Origin of the sequence: Streptomyces sp. NPDC056486, from assembly GCF_042795295.1 — a bacterium.
Lineage (GTDB): Bacteria > Actinomycetota > Actinomycetes > Streptomycetales > Streptomycetaceae > Streptomyces.
Genome location: NZ_JBHTSF010000078.1, coordinates 23751 through 42180, shown reverse-complemented (window position 1 = coordinate 42180; position 18430 = coordinate 23751). Strand labels below are relative to the sequence as shown.

Here is an 18430-nt window from a genome sequence, read left to right as displayed (position 1 = left end):
CATTGGTCCATCCGTGCCTGCTGCTGCCTACTTCTTGCGGCCGCGCTTCTCGCGCACCCGCACCGAGATGTGGATCGGCGTGCCCTCGAAGCCGAACTCCTCACGGAGCCTGCGCTCCACGAAGCGCCGGTAGCCGTGCTCGATGAAGCCGGAGGAGAAGAGCACGAACCGCGGCGGCTTCGTGCCCGCCTGCGTACCGAAGAGGATGCGGGGCTGCTTGCCGCCACGGATCGGGTGCGGGTGCGAGGCCACGAGTTCGCCGAGGAAGGCGTTGAGCCGCCCCGTCGGAACGCGCGTCTCCCAGCCCGCGAGGGCCGTCTCGATCGCCGGGACGAGCTTCTCCATGTGGCGGCCGGTCTCGGCGGAGACGTTGACCCGCGGCGCCCACGCGACCTGGAGGAGCTCGGTGTCGATCTCCCGCTCCAGGTAGTAGCGGCGCTCCTCGTCGAGGGTGTCCCACTTGTTGAACGCGACGACGATGGCGCGGCCCGCCTCGACGGCCATCGTGACGATGCGCTGGTCCTGGACGCTGATCGACTCGCTCGAGTCGATCAGGATGACCGCGACCTCGGCCTTCTCGACGGCGGACGCGGTGCGCAGCGAGGCGTAGTAGTCGGCGCCCTGCTGGAGGTGGACGCGCTTGCGGATGCCTGCGGTGTCCACGAACTTCCAGACGATGCCGCCCAGCTCGATGAGTTCGTCGACCGGGTCACGGGTGGTGCCCGCGACCTCGTTGACGACCACGCGGTCCTCGTTGGCGATCTTGTTGAGCAGCGACGACTTGCCGACGTTCGGGCGGCCGATGAGCGCGATGCGGCGCGGGCCGCCGATGGCGGTGCCGAAGGTCTGGGCGGGCGCGTCGGGCAGGGCGTCGATGACGGCGTCCAGCATGTCGCCGGTGCCGCGGCCGTGCAGCGCGGAGACGGGGTGCGGCTCGCCGAGGCCGAGGGCCCACAGGGCGGTGGCGTCGGCCTCGCCGGACTGGCCGTCGACCTTGTTGGCACACAGGACGACGGGCTTGCCCGACTTGCGGAGCAGCCGTACGACGGCCTCGTCCGTGTCGGTGGCGCCGACCGTGGCGTCCACGACGAAGACGACCGCGTCGGCCGCCTCGATCGCGTACTCGGCCTGGGCGGCGACGGACGCGTCGATGCCGAGGACGTCCTGCTCCCAGCCGCCGGTGTCGACGAGCTTGAAGCGGCGGCCCGCCCACTCGGCCTCGTACGTCACGCGGTCGCGGGTCACGCCGGGGCGGTCCTCGACGACGGCTTCGCGGCGGCCGATGATGCGGTTGACGAGGGTCGACTTGCCGACGTTGGGGCGTCCGATGACGGCGAGGGCGGGCAGCGGGCCGTGGCCCGCCTCGCCGATCGCGCCCTCGACGTCCTCGGCGTCGAAGCCTTCCTCCGCGGCGAGCTCCATGAACTCCGCGTACTCGGCATCGCCAAGCGCCCCGTGCTCGTGTTCAGCCGAGCCTTCGGGCTGGATCTGGTCGTTCATGAAGTCCGTACCTCTGTCGTATTCGTGATCGGTGGACCGCCTCGCGACGGGCCACTACTGAAAGTCTCGCTCAGCGCCCGGTCAGGCGCCTGGCATGGTCCAGGTGAGCGGTGAGCCGCTCCTGGATGCGCACGGTCGCCTCGTCGAGCGCCTTGCGCGTACGCCGTCCGCTGTCGTCGCCCGCTTCGAACGGGTCACCGAAGACGACGTCGACCCTGCTGCGCAGCGGAGGCAGCCGCTTTATCAACCGTCCGCTCTTCTCCGTGCTTCCCAGGACCGCGACGGGCACGATCGGCGCTCCGCTGCGTACGGCGAAGTAGGCGAGGCCTGAGCGCAGTGAGGCGAAGTTGCCCTCGCCCCGGGTGCCCTCGGGGAAGATCCCGAGGACGCCGCCGTCGTCGAGGACGCCGAGCGCCCGGGTGATCGCCGTGCGGTCGGCGATCTCACGGTCGACCTTCACCTGCCCGATGCCGTGCAGGAAGCGGTCCAGGGGTCCGACGAACGCTTCCTTCTTGATGAGGAAGTGCGTCGGCCTGGGCGCCGTGCCCATCACCATCGGGCCGTCGACGTTGTGCGAGTGGTTCACGGCCAGGATCACCGGACCGGTCGGAGGGACCCTCCAGGCGCCGAGGACGCGGGGCTTCCACAGGCCGTACATGAGGCCGACGCCAATGCGGCGGCCGACCTCCGCACCCCGTTCCGATGGCGCCGCCGTCACTTCGCTGCCCGCTTCTCCTCGACGAGGGTGACGACGCACTCGATGACCTGCTGCAGCGTGAGCTCGGTGGTGTCCACCTCGACGGCGTCGTCGGCCTTGGCCAGCGGCGACGTCTTGCGGCTCGAGTCGGCGGTGTCCCGCTGGATGAGCGCCTCACGCGTGGCGGCGACGTCAGCACCCTTGAGCTCACCGCTGCGGCGGGCGGCGCGGGCCTCGGGCGAAGCCGTGAGGAAGATCTTCAGGTCGGCGTCGGGCAGGACGGTCGTACCGATGTCACGCCCCTCGACGACGATGCCCTTCTCGGTGGAGGCGGCGATGGTGCGCTGCAGGTCCGTGATGCGGGAGCGCACCTCGGGTACGGCGCTGACGGCGCTGACCTTGGAGGTGACCTCGGTGGTGCGGATCGGCCCGGCGACGTCCGTGCCGTCGACCGTGATGGTCGGGGCCAGCGGGTCGGTGCCGGAGACGATCTCGGGCTTGCCCGCGACCGCGGCGATGGCGGTGGGGTCCGTCAGGTCGATGCTGTTGTGCACCATCCACCAGGTGATCGCACGGTACTGGGCACCGGTGTCAAGGTAGCTGAGGCCCAGCTGGGCGGCGACGGCCTTCGAGGTGCTCGACTTGCCCGTGCCGGAGGGCCCGTCGATGGCGACGATCACTGCTGCGGGCGCCGAACCGGCGGTTTCCACGGTTTCCACGGGGTGCGGACACCTTTCTCAGGACGCGGGGCGGGGTAGCGGGGCGCAGACACGCCCCGCACAAGGTTACTGGCTCCCGCGAGCACCTCTTACTGCCGGATGCCCCAGCCCTTTACTGCCGGATCGCCCAGCCACGCTCGCGCAGCGCCGCGGTGAGCACCGGGACCGCCTTCGGCTCCACCATCAGCTGCATGAGGCCCGCCTGCTGTCCCGTCGCGTGCTCGATGCGTACGTCCTCGATGTTCACCCCGGCCCGGTCCGCGTCGGCGAAGATCCTGGCCAGCTGTCCCGCCTTGTCGTCGATGAGCACCGCCACGACCTCGTACGTGGTCGGCGCGGTCCCGTGCTTCCCGGGCACCCTGACCTGACCCGCGTTACCCCGCCGCAGCATGCTCTCGACCGAAGCGGCGCCCTCGCGGCGCTTCTCGTCGTCCGCCGACTGCAGCGCGCGCAGCGCCGTCACCGTCTCGTCGAGGTCGGTGGCGACCGCGGAGAGCAGATCGGCGACGGGACCGGGGTTGGCCGACAGGATGTCGATCCACATCCCCGGGTCGGACGCCGCGATGCGCGTGACGTCACGGATGCCCTGCCCGCACAGGCGCACCGCCGTCTCCTCTGCGTGCTCGAGGCGTGCGGCGACCATGCTGGAGACCAGGTGCGGCATGTGCGAGACGAGCGCGACCGCGCGGTCGTGCGCGTCGGCGTCCATGACGACCGGCACTCCGCGGCAGAGGGCGACGAGCTCCAGGGCGAGGTTGAGGACCTCGGTGTCGGTGTCGCGGGTGGGCGTGAGGACCCATGGCCGCCCCTCGAAGAGGTCGGCGGTGCCGGCGAGGGGGCCGCTGCGCTCGCGCCCCGACATGGGGTGCGTACCGATGTACGGGGTGAGGTCGATGCCGAGCGCCTCGAGCTCCCGGCGCGGGCCGCCCTTGACACTCGCCACGTCGAGGTAGCCGCGGGCCACATCGCGCCGCATGACGTCGGCAAGGGTCGCCGCGACATGCGCGGGCGGCACGGCCACGACGCACAGGTCGACCCGCCCCTCGGGCGCTTCGTCGGTGCCTGCGCCGAGCGCGGCCGCCGTACGGGCCTGCCCGGTGTCGTGGTCGGCCAGGTGCACGGTCACGCCGCGCGAGGCGAGGGCCAGGGCGGCGGAGGTGCCGATCAGGCCGGTGCCGATGACAAGGGCGGTTCTCACTGGGCGATGTCCTTGCGCAGGGTGGCCGCGGCGCCGAGGTAGACATGCGTGATCTCGGCGCGGGGCTTGTCGGACTCCACGTGCGCGAGGACGCGGACGACCCGCGGCATGGCGCCCTCGATCTGCAGTTCCTGCGCGCAGATCAGCGGAACGTCCACGATGCCGAGCCTGCGTGCCGCCGCCGCGGGGAAGTCGCTGTGCAGATCGGGCGTCGCGGTGAACCAGATGCTGATCAGGTCCTCATCCGCGAGGCCGTTCCGCTCGACGATGGCGGTGAGCAGCTCGCCGACCTGCTCGTCCATGTGGTCGGCCGCGTCCCGCTCCAGCTGGACGGCGCCCCGGACCGCTCGTACCGCCACAGTGCTGCTCCTCGCTCACGTACGTATGACTGATGTACCGACAAGGGTAGTCAGGGCCCGGGGGACGAGTGCGCGGCGCCCGCCTGCCGAGACGGACATCATGTCCATCAGGCCGCCCAGCGGATTGCCGCAGCCGGAGCCACCCAGGCCGCCGAGAAGGCTTCCCAGATCGTTACCCGCCATGGGCACGGACCTCAGACCATGTCAATGTCGCCCGAATCGCCCCCTGTCGCCACTTGGACCGATTGGTGGGTGTTCAACTATGGACGCCGGGGCGCCGTTCCGCTTGCATGGAGGGGCCGTCACGGCCCAAGCCTCGGGGGAGGCCGCATGAAGCGCTCGGGACCGCTGTACACGCTTCTGGGGGGACTGCTGCTCGCCCTGTTCATGCTGTCGCTCAACGCGACGACAGGGGAGGGCAATACGTCGTACGGGAATGACTCGCCCGGCGCCGCGTCGCCGGCGCCCACCTCCGCGAAGCCCACCAAGAGCACGCCCGCACCCACCGAGAGCCCGTCCAAGAGCCCGTCCAAGAAGCCGACAGGGAAGTCCGAGTACGCGGGCCGCACGGCCGACGACGCCGCCGCGGTCTCCATCTCGATCCGTGACGACAAGGCCATCGCGTACTACTGCAACGGCCGTGACGCCGAGTCCTGGCTGAAGGGCAACGTCGAGGACGACGGTTCCATGCGGCTGACCGGCAAGCACGGCGCGAAGCTGGACGGCACCCTCGCCGACAACGCGGTCCGCGGCAAGGTCGAGATCGACAAACAGCCACGGGACTTCACCGCCGCCAGGGCGAAGAAGCCGTCCGGCCTCTACCGCGCGACCACCGAGGTGCGCGGAGCCGAGATCGACGGCGGCTGGATCGTCCTGCCCGACGGGCGGCAGGTCGGCATCCTCAAGCAGGACGGCAAGCCGCAGAAGGCCCCGCGCCTCGACCCGGAGACCGGCGCCGTCACGTTCGACGGCGGCGAACTCACCGCAAGCCCCGTCGTGCCCTGACCTCGCTCCGCCCCGACCAGGGAGCCGCCATGAGCGTCGATCCGAACGCCGCAACGCAGGGCGGCTTCGGCCCGCCCCCCGCGACGGGCGACCACCGCCGCCCGAACGCCGCCCGCTATCTCGTCCCCGCCCTGGTCGCCGCGGCGGTCGCGGTCGGCCTCGGGGTGTACGGCAAGGCGCACGACCCCGAGGGCACGGCCTTCAACCTCGCCGGGTTCAGCAGCACGAGCGCGGTCAAGGCCTGGCTGGGCACGACGGCGTTCGCCTTCGCCCTTGTCCAGGTCGTCTCGGCGCTCATGGTGTACGGGCGCCTTCCGGGGCCGTCCTGGTCATCGGCGCTGCACCGCTGGTCGGGCCGGATCGCGTTCCTGGTGGCGGTCCCCGTGGCGGTCCACTGCCTCTACGCCCTCGGCTACCAGACGTACTCGACCCGGGTGATGTGGCACTCGCTGCTCGGCTGTTTCTTCTTCGGGGCGTTCAGCGCCAAGATGCTGCTGCTCCGCTCTGAGAAACTGCCCGGCTGGCTGCTTCCGGTGATCGGCGGCCTGGTCTTCGTGGTCCTCACGGTGGTCTGGTGGACGTCGGCACTGTGGTTCTTCCGTACGTTCGGAGTGACGACATGAGCGGCGCACAACCCTCACGGCGCACGGTCATCGCCGCGGGCGGAGTGGTCGCGCTGACCGCCGGATGCAGTAAGTACGGGGACGAGGGCGCGGAGCCGGAGCAGCCGAAGTCGCAGCCGCCGACAGCGGCGTCGCCGTCGAAATCCGGCGGGAAGAACGGGAAGAAGCAACCGCCGCCCAAAGGCGAGGAGTTGGCGAAGACGTCCGACATCCCGGTCGGCGGCGGCAAGATCTTCAAGGACAAGAAGGTCGTCGTGACCCAGCCGGAGAAGGGCGACTTCAAGGCCTTCTCCGCCGTCTGCACCCACGCGGGCTGCACGGTGAGCGAGGTGACGGACGGCACGATCAACTGCCCCTGCCACGGCAGTAAGTACCGCGTGACGGACGCCTCGGTGGCGGGCGGCCCCGCGCCGCGCCCGCTCCCCCCGGAGAACATCACGGTCACCGGAAATTCGATCACCCTCGGCTAGCCCGTGGCCGTACGCTCCCCCCATGCACAGCCCCAAGGACCCGGACCCTGGCCTGGATCTCGTGCGCGAGCACACCGTCTACGCCTGCGTGATGGGCTCGCGCGCCTTCGGCCTGGCCACGGACGGCAGCGACACCGACCGCAGAGGCGTCTTCCTGGCCCCCACACCGCTCTTCTGGCGCTTCGAGAAGCCGCCCACGCACGTGGAAGGGCCGGCGGAGGAACAGTTCAGCTGGGAGTTGGAGCGCTTCTGCGAGCTGGCCCTCGCCGCCAACCCGAACATCCTGGAGTGCCTGCACTCGCCCCTCGTGGAGCACGTCACGGACACCGGCCGCGAGCTCCTCGCCCTGCGGGAGGCGTTCCTCTCCCGCAAGGCCCACATCACGTTCGCCGGTTACGCCCGCGGCCAGCACAAGAAGCTTCAGGACGACGTACGCCTGCACGGCGCACCCCGCTGGAAGCACGCGATGCACCTCCTGCGCCTCCTGACCAGCTGCCGCGACCTGCTGCGCACCGGCGGCCTGACGATCGACGTCGGCGACCAGCGCGGGCCGCTGCTCGCGGTCAAGCGCGGTGAAGTGCCCTGGCCGCGGATCGAGTCCTGGATGCGGCGCCTCGCGGAGGAGGCGGACGCGGCGGCCACGCGCAGCCCGCTTCCGGCCGAGCCGGACCGGGAGCGGGTGGCGGACTTCCTGTTCCGCGCGCGACGGGCGTCGGCCTTGGCTCAGGAATCCCAGAGCGCCCCGAGCTGAAGCAGCTCCTCCCGGTACTCGATGCGCTCGGCCCACTCGGCGGGCCAGGCGTCCGCACCCAGGTAGGCACCCGCGAACGCGCCGGCCAGGCAGGCGATCGAGTCGGAGTCGCCCGAGGTACAGGCTGCTCGGCGCAGGGCGGTCACGGGCTCGTCGGGGAACATCAGGAAGCACAGCAGGCCGGTGGCGAACGCCTCTTCGGCGATCCAGCCCGCGCCGGTCGCCAGACAGGGGTCCGTCTCCGGGTTGGCGTCGAGCACTGCTGCCGCCAGGCGCTCCAGGATCGCGAGGCAGTCGTCCCAGCCGCGCGCGATGAAGTGTTCGGGGGACGGGTCCTGGGAGCGGGTCCACAGATCGCCGAGCCAGTCGTGGCGGTAGTTGGTGCGGTTCTCGATGGCGTACGAGCGGAGCAGACCGACCAGGCCCATCGGTTCGGCGCCATCGGCGAGCAGCTTGACCGCGTACGCGGTGAGGTCGCTGGCCGCGAGCGCGGTGGGGTGGCCGTGGGTGAGCGCGGACTGTATCTGCGCGGCACCGGACCGCATCTCCTCCTTCAGCCACGGAATGAGCCCGAGCGGCGCCACCCGCATGTTCGCCCCGCACCCCTTGGAGTGCAGCTGGCTGGCGTCGCGCCAGGGGCGTTCGGGGTCGGCCAGGAGGTCACAGGCCTGCAGGCAGGTGTTGCCGGGGGCCCGGTTGTTCTCCGGGTCGTGGTACCAGGCGACGTACTCCCTGCGTGTCAGGAACGCGAAGCGCTCGGGTCCGCAGAGCCCCCGTGCCGACGCGGCCTTCAGCGCACGGCCCAGCGCGAGCGTCATCTGCGTGTCGTCCGTGACGATCGCGGGCCTCGGCAGCTCCATCTCCCGCCAGGGCCCGCACTTGGCGAGGATCGACGGCACGTCGTTGAACTCGGTCGGGAAGCCGAGCGCGTCGCCGAGGGCGAGGCCGATCAGGGATCCGGTGGCGGCACGCTTCATGAGGGCTGTCCTTCCGAGGGGAGCGTCGAGACGGGTGCGGGGCGCAGCAGGGGCGGGTGCAGGGCGGTGGCCGGGCCCGCCCGGTAGAGGGCCGCCGGTTTGCCCCGGCCGCCCGTCAGGCGCGCGGCCCCGGGGATCACCTCGACGAAGCCGGACGTGCCGAGCACCTTGCGCCGGAAGTTGGCCGGGTCGAGCTCGGCGGCCCACACCGTCTCGTAGACCTGCCGCAGCTCGCCGAGCGTGAACTCGGGCGGGCAGAAGGCCGTGGCCAGGCCGGTGTACTCGAATTTGGCGCAGACGCGGTCGTGGGCGTCGGCGAGGATCCGGTCGTGGTCGAAGGCGAGCGGCCCCTGGGTGCCGTACGGCAGCCACTCCGCGCGGGCGGCGTCGCTGCCGGCCCGTACCGTCGGCGGATCGGGGACGAGCGCGGCGAAGGCGACCGAGACGACGCGCATCCGCGGGTCGCGGTCCGGCTCGCTGTAGGTGCGCAGCTGCTCCAGGTGGAGCCCGGCGCTGTCCGTGAGGCCGGTCTCCTCGGCGAGCTCGCGGCCCGCGGCGGTCTCGGCCGACTCCTGCGGCAGTACGAATCCGCCGGGCAGCGCCCAGCGTCCCGCGTACGGCTCCTGGCCGCGTTCGACGAGCAGCACGTGCAGGCGGCCCGCGCGGACGGTGAACACGGCGAGGTCGACGGTGACGGCGAACGGCTCGAAGGCGTACTTGTCGTAGCCCTGCATGCCCCCCCTTAATGGTCAGTGCGACTCTAAAGGGAGCGGGGTCCGGACCGCAACACGCACAGCAAAAGGCGGCCGGCCCCCGCATGCGCAGGGACCGGCCGCCTTCACTGACCTCGGTTCGGACTCGCCCGGAAGACCTAGAGGTCGACTTCCTGCATCAGCATGCCGACCTCGGTGTTGGACAGCCTGCGCAGCCACCCCGACTTCTGGTCGCCGAGCGCGATCGGCCCGAAGGACGTCCGCACCAGCCTGTCGACCGGGAAACCGGCCTCCGCGAGCATGCGGCGCACGATGTGCTTGCGACCCTCGTGCAGGGTCACCTCGACCAGGTAGTTCTTGCCGGTCTGCTCGACGACACGGAAGTGGTCCGCGCGGGCGTACCCGTCCTCGAGCTGGATCCCGTCCTTGAGCTGCTTGCCCAGGTCACGCGGGATCGGGCCGACGATGTGCGCGAGGTAGACCTTCTTCACGCCGTACTTCGGGTGCGTGAGGCGGTGCGCAAGCTCACCGTGGTTGGTGAGCAGGATGACGCCCTCGGTCTCGGTGTCGAGCCGCCCGACGTGGAACAGCCGCGCCTCGCGGTTGTTCGTGTAGTCCCCGAGGCACTGCCGCCCCTCGGTGTCCTCCATGGTGGAGACGACACCGGCGGGCTTGTTCAGCGCGAAGAACTGGTACGACTGGGTGGCGACCGTCAGGCCGTCGACCTTGATCTCGTCCCGCTCCGGCTGGACCCGCAGGCCCTGCTCCATCACGATCTCGCCGTTGACCTCGACACGCGCCTGCTCGACGAGCTCCTCGCAGGCACGGCGCGAGCCGTAGCCCGCACGGGCCAGGATCTTCTGCAGCCGCTCGCCCTCCTGCTCGGCGCCCGGGAAGGTCTTGGGCGGGCTGACCTTCGGCTTGCCCGCGTAGCGCTCGCGGTTGCGCTCTTCCTGCCGCGCGTCGTACTCACGGGACGTCGCGGGAGCTCCCGCGCCACGCCGGGTACCCCTGTCGGAGCCCTGAGGGGCCCTGGGGCCGCCCTTGGCGCCGCCGCGGGCTGCCGCGCCACGGCCCTTCTTGGAGGCGTCGCCGCCTACGTCGTAGCGACGCTCCTCGGGACGGGGCTTGCTCTCGCGCTTCGGCGCCTGGTCGTCGCGCGCGCCACCGGCGCCGCGACCCGGCCTGTCGGGGCTGTTACCGGAACCCCGGTAGTCCCGGCCGCCACCGCCGCCGCTGCCGCCGCTGCCACCGCGGCCACCGCCGGTCGGGCGGCCACCGCCGCTCCCGCGACCGCCGCCGCTCGGGCGTCCACCGCTGCTGCCACGGCTGCCGCTGTTGCCACCACGGCTCCCGCCGTTGTTTCCGCTGCTGTTCCTGCCGTTGCTGCTTCGCATCAAATTTCCGTTAGTCGGCTGTGTCCTGGGTGTACTCGTAACCCGGTGCATCGGGTGCGTCCGGATCGAACGACGGTACGCCTTCCAGCGTCTCGGCCTCGATCGCCTCCGCCTCGGGGAGGAAAGGCGCGAGCTCCGGGAGCTCGTCCAGGCCACGCAGGCCCATCCGCTCCAGAAAGTAGTTCGTCGTCCTGTACAGGATCGCACCTGTTTCGGGTTCCGCGCCCGCCTCCTCCACCAGACCCCTCTGGAGAAGCGTCCGCATCACGCCGTCACAGTTCACTCCGCGCACCGCGGAGACCCTTGATCGGCTGACCGGCTGGCGGTACGAGACGACCGCGAGGGTCTCCAGGGCCGCCTGGGTGAGGCGTGCCTGCTGCCCGTCGAGGACGAAGCGCTCGACGGCGGCGGAGTACTCGGGCCGTGTGTAGAACCGCCAGCCGCCCGCCACGAGCCGCAGCTCGAAGCCCCTGCGCTGCACGGTGTACTCGTCGGCGAGCTCCCGCACCGCGTCGGCGACCTGCCGCCGGGGCCGGTCGAGGATCTTGGCGAGGTGCTCCTCGGTGGCCGGTTCGTCGACGACCATGAGCACGGCCTCCAGGGCGGGCCGCAGCTCCAGATCGGCTACGGCGCCCACCAGGTCTCCGGAAGGACCCGCGTCGTTCGTCGGGCTCGTGCTCATGTGACCGTCCCCTCACTCGTCTCACCCGGCGGATCGGGTGCGCGGTCGAACTCGTCGGTCACCGTCGGCTGCCCGTCGCCGTCCCCGCCGGTCCACCGCACCATCAGCTCGCCCAGGGCGTCCTCCTGGTCCAGCTCCACGGCCTTCTCGCGGTACAGCTCAAGGAGCGCCAGGAAGCGGGCGACGACGGTGAGGGTGTCCCCCGCGTCCTCGACGAGCACCTGGAAGCTGACCTCGCCCCGCTCCCGGAGCCTGGCCACGACCACCCCGGCCTGCTCCTGCACGGAGACCAGCGGGGCATGGATGTGGTCGATGTACACCTGGGGCTTGGCCCGGGGCTGCATCGCCTTCACGGCGAGCGCGGCGAACCCCGCGGCGCCGATGCTGATGACGACCTCGGGCAGCAGTTCGGCGTGGTGGGCCTCCAGGCCCACGGTCCGCGGATAGCGCCGCGCCTCGTCGTCGAGCCGCCCGCTGAAGATGTCGGCGATGCGTTTGTACGCGCGATACTGCAGCAGCCGCGCGAAGAGCAGGTCCCGCGCTTCGAGCAGCGCCAGATCCGCCTCGTCCTCGACCTCGGCTGAGGGCAGAAGCCGGGCGGCCTTGAGGTCGAGCAGAGTGGCGGCGACCACGAGGAACTCGGTGGTCTGATCCAGGTCCCAGTCGGGTCCCATGGCGCGGATGTGCGCCATGAACTCATCGGTCACCGTGGACAGCGCCACTTCGGTGACGTCCATCTTGTGCTTCGAGATGAGCTGAAGCAGCAGATCGAAGGGGCCTTCGAAGTTGGCGAGGCGGACCTTGAACCGCCCGTCGTCCGGTTCGGGAGGCGTCTCCGATTCGGGAGGCGTCTCCGGTTCCGGCGGCGCCTCCGACTCGGGGGCCACCTCCGACTCGGGGCCCGTCTCCGACTCGGGCTCCGGTTCGGGGATCGGCTCCGGTTCCGGCGCGGGCTCCACGGGAGCCGCGCCGGGGCCACGCCCCAGCGCACGCCGCCGGGCGGCCGGTGCGGAATCGTCGTTCAGGGGCATCGCCTGGAACGCTACCGCTACCGCCCGCGCAACCGTCGTACGAGAATGCTCGCGTCTCCGCGGGACTCCAGATCCGCGAGAACGACTGCCACCGCCTCACGGACGATACGACCGCGGTCGACCGCGAGCCCGTGCTCGCCCCTCAGGACGAGACGCGCGTGCTCGAGGTCCATCAACTCCTCCGCGGACACGTACACGGTGATCTTCTCGTCGTGCCGCTCACGCCCGCTGGGCCGCCGGTTGGCCGCCCGTGCGCGCCGCCGCGCCTGTGCCGTGGAGGAGGAGTTCGCGGACCGGCCGCCACCGCCCTGTGCGGCACCTTCCTGGCCCTGGCCGGGACTGCGCCCGTCCTTCTCGCCCTCGGCGGTGGCCGACCGGCTGCGGGACTCGCCCGACTCCGCGTCGGCGGCGCCGTGTTCGGCGGCGTCACCGCCGTCTCCCCCCGTGACATTGCCGTGCGCGTCGACGGCAGCGGCCTCGTCGCTCTCACCCGCTGGTGCGGGCACCCGCGTCTCGCCGTTCGTCTGGCGTCGCGGGGACGACGACTGCAGCGCCATCCCCCCGGTCGTACGGAACAGTTCGTCGGCCCCCGGCAGACTCACTCGGCGTGACACCGGGCGAGCACCTCCCTGGCGAGCTGGCGATAAGCGGCCGCGCCGACCGAGTTGGATGCGTACGTCGTGATCGGCTCACCGGCGACCGTGGTCTCCGGGAAGCGGACCGTGCGTCCGATCACTGTGTGGTACACGTGATCGTCGAAGGCCTCGACCACCCGCGCGAGCACCTCACGGCTGTGCACCGTGCGGGAGTCGTACATGGTGGCGAGGATGCCGTCGAGCTCCAGGTCGGGGTTGAGCCGCTCCTGGACCTTCTCGATCGTCTCCGTCAGCAGGGCCACACCGCGCAGCGCGAAGAACTCGCACTCGAGCGGCACTATCACCTTGTGAGCCGCCGTCAGGGCGTTCACGGTGAGCAGGCCGAGCGAGGGCTGACAGTCGATCACGATGTAGTCGTAGTCCTGCATCAGCGGCTTCAACGCCCGCTGCAGCGTGGACTCGCGCGCGACTTCACTCACGAGCTGCACTTCGGCGGCCGACAAGTCGATGTTGCTGGGCAGCAGGTCCATGTTCGGGACCGCCGTCTTCAGCAGCACCTCGTCCGCGGACATGCCCCGCTCCATGAGCAGGTTGTAGACCGTCAGGTCCAGCTCCATCGGGTTCACCCCGAGGCCCACCGAGAGCGCGCCCTGCGGGTCGAAGTCGACGAGCAGGACCCGGCGTCCGTACTCCGCGAGCGCGGCACCCAGGTTGATGGTCGACGTCGTCTTGCCCACGCCGCCCTTCTGGTTGCACATCGCGATGATCTTCGCGGGACCGTGGTCGGTCAACGGGCCCGGGATCGGGAAGTACGGCAGCGGGCGTCCCGTGGGACCGACGCGCTCACGGCGCTGACGGGCCGCGTCCGGGGCCAGCGTGGCCGCGTACTCGGGATCGGGCTCGTACTCGGCGTCTGGGTCGTAGAAGTGCCCCTTGGGCAGTTCCTCGTAGTCGGCGAGTTGGGTGTGGGTGGTGTTCTCGCCACTCCGGTCGCCGGCCATGGCGTTCACGTGATGGCCATCCATGCTCTGGGGTGCAGACGATGCCGACTGGGTCGCTTGCGTCGGCTGCGGTTTCTGGCGGGCTTCGAAGGTGCGGACAGCGACGGAGCCGACAGCCTCGAGTCCCACGGGTCCTTGGCCCCGCTCAGACATTCCTGGTTGACCACCCCCGGGAGCAAATGTCGACTCATTCACAAGTCGTCTTACCTCCTTGGTGACCAGGAAATTTCTCGATAGGTCAGCGTGGCACTATGCCGACGGTTGGCGACTCTATGGCGTGTCACCGGTCCGCAGCAACACAATCCGCCGGACCCGGCCCGATGTGTCGGCAATCGAACGCCCCCATGTCAAGGGCGCACAGCACGTCGTCAGCACAATTCCGGGGTGGGCGAATCGGTTAAAGGGTTACGTTCAAGGCGAGTTGACCATGTCCATGGACATACGCATACGGCCGGACCCCTCTCAAGGTCCGGCCGTTGGCGTGAGATTGACGACTCTCGTTGACGAAAGCGGTCAGGTTCAGCCGAGGAGCGTCTCGAGCTCGACGTGCTCGAGGCCGTGCGACTCGGCGACCTCCTTGTAAACGACCTTGCCGTCATGGGTGTTGAGGCCCAGGGCGAGCGCCCTGTCGCGGCGGAGCGCCTCGGTCCAGCCGCGGTTCGCCAGCTCGACGATGTACGGCATCGTCGCGTTGGTCAGCGCGTAGGTCGAGGTGTTGGGCACCGCGCCGGGCATGTTGGCGACGCAGTAGAACACCGAGTTGTGGACCGGGAAGGTCGGCTCGGCGTGCGTCGTGGGGTGCGAGTCCTCGAAGCAGCCGCCCTGGTCGATCGCTATGTCGACAAGGACACTTCCCGGCTTCATCCGGGACACGAGCTCGTTGGTGACCAGCTTGGGGGCCTTGGCACCCGGGATGAGGACGGCGCCGATGACGAGGTCGGCCTCGATGCAGGCCTTCTCGAGCTCGAAGGCGTTGGAGACGACGGTCTGGATCTTCGTGCCGAAGATCTTGTCCGCCTCCTTGAGCTTGTTGATGTCCTTGTCGAGCAGGGTCACGTGGAAGCCCATGCCGATGGCGATCTGCGCGGCGTTCCAGCCGGAGACACCACCGCCGATGACGACGGCCTTGCCGGCCGCGACACCCGGGACACCGCCGGGAAGGACACCGCGGCCGCCGTTGGCGGCCATCAGGTGGTAGGCGCCGACCTGCGGGGCGAGACGGCCCGCGACCTCGGACATCGGGGCGAGCAGCGGGAGAGCGCGGTTGGCGGTCTCGACGGTCTCGTACGCGATGGCGGTGGTGCCGGACTCCAGGAGCGCGTCGGTGCACTCCTTGGAGGCGGCCAGGTGCAGGTAGGTGAAGAGCGTCTGGTCCTTGCGGAGGCGGTGGTACTCCTCCGCGACCGGCTCCTTGACCTTCAGGAGGAGGTCGGCGGTGGCCCAGACCTCGTCGGCGGTGTCCAGGATCCGGGCGCCCGCGGAGACGTACTCCGCGTCCGTGATCGAGGAGCCGACACCGGCGTTCCGCTCGATGACGACCTGGTGGCCGTGGCGCACCAGCTCGTGCACACCGGCGGGGGTGATGGCCACCCGGAACTCGTTGTTCTTGACCTCGCGGGGGATACCGACCTTCACGTCGATCACGGTCCTCTTGGCTCAGGGATTTTTCGGGCAAATAACTACATACCGATACACAAGAGGGCGCATCGGAGACACCACGGAAGTACGCGGCGGAGCCAGTCTAATGAAGGACTTCTCGCTGTCTAGCCTTTCAATGCATCAATCTTCTGCGGAAGTGCTACGGATTTCGCAGGCGGAAGCTGTCGGTCCATCTTTCGATGCAAGCCCTGTGACCTCCTCGAGCTCCGTTCCGAGCATGCGTCCGGCGGCACTGCGGTGCAGCCGGGCGGCCGCGGGGTCGCCGAGCCGGTCCAGGGTGTCGGCCAGCCTGAGCTGCAGCGCCGCCTGGAGACGTACGTCGTCGGCCCGCCGCGCCCAGTCGACGGCTTCCTGGCAGGTGCGCAGCGACTCCTCGGGCCGGCCCGCGTACTCCTGCACCCGCGCCAGCTCGCTCAACGCCCTTGCCTGGCCCGCCACATCCCCGGTCTTGCGGTGTCCGGTGACGGCCGAGCTCCAGTTGCGAAGCGCCTCGCCGTAGCGGCCCGCGTAGGTGTGCACCGCCGCGATCCGGCCGTAGAGGCGTGCGGCGTCGGTGCGCTCGTCACGCGCCAGCCGATGGGCAAGAGCGCGCCCGAACCAGTCCGATGCCCGCGACCAGTCCCCCAGCTCCTGGTAGGCACCACCTACGGATTCCATCGCGCGGCCGGTCGCGTACGGATCATTTGCCTGCCGTCCGGCATCCAGTGCCAGGCGGTAGCGCACCAGCGCCCCCTGCGTTCGTCCCGTCCTCGCGTCCAGATCCGCGAGGTTCAGGAGGGCCGCCGCCTTCTCGCGGGGCAGCTTGCGGCGCTCGGCCACATCGAGGACCAGCTGGTGGATGCCGTAGAGCTCGGGAGCCGCGTCCTCCGTGCCGCGATGGGCGACCAGGGCCCGCGTCAGGGCCGCCATCAGGCGCCGCGCGAGGGTGTCGAGCTCCCCGTCGGCGACCGCGAGGCGGGCCGCGGCGAGCAGGGCGGGCTGCCGGATGCGCAGCCACTGGGACGCGGCGCCGGGGTTGGGGAAGCGCAGGGCGCGCGGCATGCCGGCGAGCTTCTTGCGGGCCGCCGAGCCGTCCGGCTCCGTGATCGCCCGGCAGGACTGGAGCAGGCGCACGGTCCGCTCCAGCATCCTGGCCCGGGCCAGCTGGATCTCGGCGGCCCTGTCCTGGCTCTCGGTGCATGCGCGGAGCAGCGGCACCAGGCAGCCGGGCAGCTCGTACTGCGGCAGCGGCGACGGCACGGCCCTGACGAGGCCGAGCTTCACGAAGTCGTCCAGGGTCGTGCGGGCGGCGGAGACCGAGCAGCCCGCGAGCGCGGACGCGGTGTGCGGGTCGACGTGGCCCGCGGGGGCCAGGGAGAGGTAGCGCAGTATCCGCGCGGCCGCTCCCGGCAGGGAGGCGTACGAGAGCTGGAACATCCGGGAGAGGGCGCCGGGCGCGGACTCGTCCTCGGGCCTGTCGTGCACCTGCTTGGCCAGGTCGGCGACGGCCGCCTTGGGCCGCCCGGAGAGCCAGCCGCCTGCCAGGACCAGTGCGGCGGGGTGTGCGCCGCACGCCTCGACCAGGCTCTCCGCGGACCGCGGGTCCACGGTGATGCGCACCGGGCCCGCCGCACGGGAGAGCAGTTCGACCGCCGCCGCGGTGTCCAGGCCGCCCAGCGTGCACGGCCGCACGTCCGGGATCCCGGTGAGCGGGCCCTCGGACACGGCGACGGCCAGGCATTCGGGCGCGTCCGGGATCAGCGGGTCGACCTGCTCGGCGTCCACGGCGCCGTCGAGGAGCAGCAGTGCCCTGCGTCCCGAGAGGGCATCGCGGAGCACTTCGGCGAGCTCGTCCTCGTCGGCCCCCGGGGGCGCCGGGACGTCGAGGGCGTCCAGGAGTTCCCTGGCGGTGCGTTCCGTGGGCACGCGCGTGCCGTCGGGTTCGGTGAGGTGGGTGCGGAGCACTCCGTCCGGGTAGTTGTCGGCGAGCCGCCGCGCGAGTTCCTCGGCGAGCGCGGTGCGGCCGGAGCCGGGGCGGCCCGCGATGAGGAGCACGCGTGCGCGTGGCGCCTTGCGGCCCGAGATCGTGTCGAGCCCGGCTCGGTCGATGTCGGCGCGGAGCTCTTTCAACTCTCTGCGCCGGCCGACGAATTGACTTCCGTCCTGACCGCCGTCGGAAGTCTGGTCCGCAGCGGGCCGTGGCACCGCGCCGCCCGCTGCCGATCCGTCCGTGTCGACCGCCTGATCCGTCACGGGCCATGCTCCGTCCGCCTGCGCGCGAACCCGCCGGGACTCCGGTCGGGACGCTTCCAGAGCCTAGTTCAGGCCCTGGTACCTCCCCCGACGAGCGGCGCGCACAAGTCCCCCGATCGGATCAGTAGATCGTCACACCGGAGAGCTCGGATGGCCCGGATGGCCCCCTCAGGCCTCGAAGGGGCGCGCGGGCCAGGGCGCGTCGGCCGGGCGCAGCGAGTCGACGCCGTCACCGGCCAGCACGGCGGTCAGCGAAAGGGCGCCCACGACGAGGCAGTTGTTGTGCAGCTCACCGGCGAGCACACCGCGTACGAGCTCTTGGAGCGGTACGCGCGCCAGCTCCATGTCGGCCTCCTCCTCGGAGACTTCGAAGCGCTCGCCGTCGGCCTCGGAGAGATCGCGGGCGAGGAAGATGCGCACGGCCTCGTCACAGCCGCCGGGGGTGGTGTAGACGTCGGTCAGGACGCGCCAGTCCTCGGCCTTGACGTGCGCCTCTTCGTAGAGCTCGCGCTGGGCGGCGTGCAGGGGGTTCTCGCCGGGGATGTCGAGAAGACCCGCCGGGATCTCCCAGAGCTTGTGGCGCACGGGGTGGCGGTACTGGCTCAGGACCAGGACGCGTCCCGCGTCGTCCAGGGCGAGCACGGCGACCGAGCCGGGGTGCACCTGGTAGTCACGGCGGACCACGGTGCCGTCGGGCATGACCACGTCGTCGGTGCGCACGGAGGTCTTGTTCCCCACGAAGGGCGTCTGCGTGGCTGTGACCTGCCACTCCTCGGCAGTGTCCTTGATTGTCATGTCGCCCTGTCCTCCCACACGTGCA

At 70.8% G+C, this 18430-nt stretch carries 19 protein-coding genes; 4 read left to right on the top strand and 15 right to left on the bottom strand.

Going from position 1 to position 18430, the window contains the following annotated elements; genetic code table 11:
* Window positions 1-27: 27 nt before the first annotated feature.
* The 5 genes from der to aroH form a co-directional block, all read right to left on the bottom strand.
* A complete protein-coding gene (gene der, locus ACFQ7F_RS27225; protein ID WP_383275306.1) occupies window positions 28-1500 on the bottom strand; it encodes a ribosome biogenesis GTPase Der in 1473 nt (490 codons plus the stop codon).
* 70 nt (window positions 1501-1570) lie between these two features.
* On the bottom strand, window positions 1571-2257 hold the full coding sequence (locus ACFQ7F_RS27220) for a lysophospholipid acyltransferase family protein (protein WP_383275303.1): 687 nt from the start codon (window positions 2255-2257) through the stop codon (window positions 1571-1573).
* The gene (cmk, locus tag ACFQ7F_RS27215) at window positions 2215-2916 is read right to left on the bottom strand and encodes a (d)CMP kinase (RefSeq protein ID WP_383275300.1); all 702 of its coding nucleotides are present in this window, start codon (window positions 2914-2916) and stop codon (window positions 2215-2217) included. Before cmk ends, ACFQ7F_RS27220 begins: the two co-directional genes overlap by 43 nt.
* Window positions 2917-3028: 112 nt before the next feature.
* Window positions 3029-4114 carry a prephenate dehydrogenase gene (locus ACFQ7F_RS27210; RefSeq protein WP_383275298.1) on the bottom strand — a complete coding sequence of 362 codons (1086 nt, stop codon included), beginning with the start codon at window positions 4112-4114 and terminating at the stop codon, window positions 3029-3031.
* Window positions 4111-4473, bottom strand: a complete 363-nt coding sequence (gene aroH, locus ACFQ7F_RS27205) for a chorismate mutase (RefSeq protein WP_383275295.1) — start codon at window positions 4471-4473, stop codon at window positions 4111-4113. Before aroH ends, ACFQ7F_RS27210 begins: the two co-directional genes overlap by 4 nt.
* Before the next feature lie 330 nt (window positions 4474-4803).
* Here aroH and ACFQ7F_RS27200 point away from each other — a divergent pair, with 330 nt between their 5' ends.
* Genes ACFQ7F_RS27200 through ACFQ7F_RS27185 form a run of 4 tightly spaced genes read left to right on the top strand, consistent with a single transcriptional unit; the run spans window position 4804 to window position 7322 of the window.
* Entirely contained in the window at window positions 4804-5478 is a 675-nt protein-coding gene (locus ACFQ7F_RS27200) for a hypothetical protein (RefSeq protein ID WP_383275293.1), read from the top strand.
* Between the two features lie 29 nt (window positions 5479-5507).
* Entirely contained in the window at window positions 5508-6101 is a 594-nt protein-coding gene (locus ACFQ7F_RS27195) for a DUF6529 family protein (RefSeq protein ID WP_383275290.1), read from the top strand.
* Entirely contained in the window at window positions 6098-6571 is a 474-nt protein-coding gene (locus ACFQ7F_RS27190) for a Rieske (2Fe-2S) protein (RefSeq protein ID WP_383275287.1), read from the top strand. The genes ACFQ7F_RS27195 and ACFQ7F_RS27190 overlap by 4 nt, the downstream gene beginning before the upstream one ends.
* 22 nt (window positions 6572-6593) lie before the next feature.
* Window positions 6594-7322 carry a DNA polymerase beta superfamily protein gene (locus ACFQ7F_RS27185; protein ID WP_383275284.1) on the top strand — a complete coding sequence of 243 codons (729 nt, stop codon included), beginning with the start codon at window positions 6594-6596 and terminating at the stop codon, window positions 7320-7322.
* Here ACFQ7F_RS27185 and ACFQ7F_RS27180 read toward each other — a convergent pair.
* The 10 genes from ACFQ7F_RS27180 to ACFQ7F_RS27135 all read right to left on the bottom strand — a co-directional run bounded on the left by ACFQ7F_RS27180 (window position 7295) and on the right by ACFQ7F_RS27135 (window position 18405).
* Complete coding sequence (locus ACFQ7F_RS27180; protein ID WP_383275281.1) at window positions 7295-8299, bottom strand: ADP-ribosylglycohydrolase family protein; 1005 nt, start codon at window positions 8297-8299, stop codon at window positions 7295-7297. The genes ACFQ7F_RS27185 and ACFQ7F_RS27180 overlap by 28 nt on opposite strands.
* Window positions 8296-9033 (bottom strand): NUDIX domain-containing protein, encoded by a 738-nt coding sequence (locus ACFQ7F_RS27175; RefSeq protein WP_383275278.1) that lies wholly within the window; start codon window positions 9031-9033, stop codon window positions 8296-8298. The genes ACFQ7F_RS27180 and ACFQ7F_RS27175 overlap by 4 nt, the downstream gene beginning before the upstream one ends.
* A gap of 137 nt (window positions 9034-9170) precedes the next feature.
* A complete protein-coding gene (locus tag ACFQ7F_RS27170) occupies window positions 9171-10409 on the bottom strand; it encodes a pseudouridine synthase (protein ID WP_383275275.1) in 1239 nt (412 codons plus the stop codon).
* A 10-nt stretch (window positions 10410-10419) separates the two neighbouring features.
* Window positions 10420-11091 (bottom strand): SMC-Scp complex subunit ScpB, encoded by a 672-nt coding sequence (gene scpB, locus ACFQ7F_RS27165; RefSeq protein WP_383275272.1) that lies wholly within the window; start codon window positions 11089-11091, stop codon window positions 10420-10422.
* The gene (locus ACFQ7F_RS27160) at window positions 11088-12122 is read right to left on the bottom strand and encodes a segregation and condensation protein A (protein WP_383275269.1); all 1035 of its coding nucleotides are present in this window, start codon (window positions 12120-12122) and stop codon (window positions 11088-11090) included. Before ACFQ7F_RS27160 ends, scpB begins: the two co-directional genes overlap by 4 nt.
* A gap of 17 nt (window positions 12123-12139) precedes the next feature.
* Window positions 12140-12736 (bottom strand): hypothetical protein, encoded by a 597-nt coding sequence (locus tag ACFQ7F_RS27155; RefSeq protein ID WP_383275266.1) that lies wholly within the window; start codon window positions 12734-12736, stop codon window positions 12140-12142.
* Complete coding sequence (locus ACFQ7F_RS27150) at window positions 12721-13872, bottom strand: ParA family protein (protein WP_383275263.1); 1152 nt, start codon at window positions 13870-13872, stop codon at window positions 12721-12723. The genes ACFQ7F_RS27155 and ACFQ7F_RS27150 overlap by 16 nt, the downstream gene beginning before the upstream one ends.
* A gap of 366 nt (window positions 13873-14238) precedes the next feature.
* Window positions 14239-15354, bottom strand: coding sequence for an alanine dehydrogenase (ald, locus tag ACFQ7F_RS27145; protein WP_383275321.1), 1116 nt, complete (start codon window positions 15352-15354; stop codon window positions 14239-14241).
* Between the two features lie 144 nt (window positions 15355-15498).
* Window positions 15499-17562: a tetratricopeptide repeat protein gene (locus ACFQ7F_RS27140; RefSeq protein WP_383275318.1), complete on the bottom strand. Its 2064-nt coding sequence runs from the start codon at window positions 17560-17562 to the stop codon at window positions 15499-15501.
* Between the two features lie 216 nt (window positions 17563-17778).
* Window positions 17779-18405: an NUDIX domain-containing protein gene (locus tag ACFQ7F_RS27135; RefSeq protein WP_383275260.1), complete on the bottom strand. Its 627-nt coding sequence runs from the start codon at window positions 18403-18405 to the stop codon at window positions 17779-17781.
* Between the last annotated feature and the right edge of the window lie 25 nt (window positions 18406-18430).

What these genes read in the sequence shown, in the direction of transcription:
- der (WP_383275306.1), bottom strand. Translation starts at nt 1,500, where the DNA reads ATGAACGACCAGATCCAGCCCGAAGGCTCGGCTGAACACGAGCACGGG.
- ACFQ7F_RS27200 (WP_383275293.1), top strand. Translation starts at nt 4,804, where the DNA reads ATGAAGCGCTCGGGACCGCTGTACACGCTTCTGGGGGGACTGCTGCTC.
- ACFQ7F_RS27195 (WP_383275290.1), top strand. Translation starts at nt 5,508, where the DNA reads ATGAGCGTCGATCCGAACGCCGCAACGCAGGGCGGCTTCGGCCCGCCC.
- ACFQ7F_RS27190 (WP_383275287.1), top strand. Translation starts at nt 6,098, where the DNA reads ATGAGCGGCGCACAACCCTCACGGCGCACGGTCATCGCCGCGGGCGGA.
- ACFQ7F_RS27185 (WP_383275284.1), top strand. Translation starts at nt 6,594, where the DNA reads ATGCACAGCCCCAAGGACCCGGACCCTGGCCTGGATCTCGTGCGCGAG.
- ACFQ7F_RS27180 (WP_383275281.1), bottom strand. Translation starts at nt 8,299, where the DNA reads ATGAAGCGTGCCGCCACCGGATCCCTGATCGGCCTCGCCCTCGGCGAC.
- ACFQ7F_RS27175 (WP_383275278.1), bottom strand. Translation starts at nt 9,033, where the DNA reads ATGCAGGGCTACGACAAGTACGCCTTCGAGCCGTTCGCCGTCACCGTC.
- ACFQ7F_RS27170 (WP_383275275.1), bottom strand. Translation starts at nt 10,409, where the DNA reads ATGCGAAGCAGCAACGGCAGGAACAGCAGCGGAAACAACGGCGGGAGC.
- scpB (WP_383275272.1), bottom strand. Translation starts at nt 11,091, where the DNA reads ATGAGCACGAGCCCGACGAACGACGCGGGTCCTTCCGGAGACCTGGTG.
- ACFQ7F_RS27160 (WP_383275269.1), bottom strand. Translation starts at nt 12,122, where the DNA reads ATGCCCCTGAACGACGATTCCGCACCGGCCGCCCGGCGGCGTGCGCTG.
- ACFQ7F_RS27150 (WP_383275263.1), bottom strand. Translation starts at nt 13,872, where the DNA reads ATGTCTGAGCGGGGCCAAGGACCCGTGGGACTCGAGGCTGTCGGCTCC.
- ACFQ7F_RS27135 (WP_383275260.1), bottom strand. Translation starts at nt 18,405, where the DNA reads ATGACAATCAAGGACACTGCCGAGGAGTGGCAGGTCACAGCCACGCAG.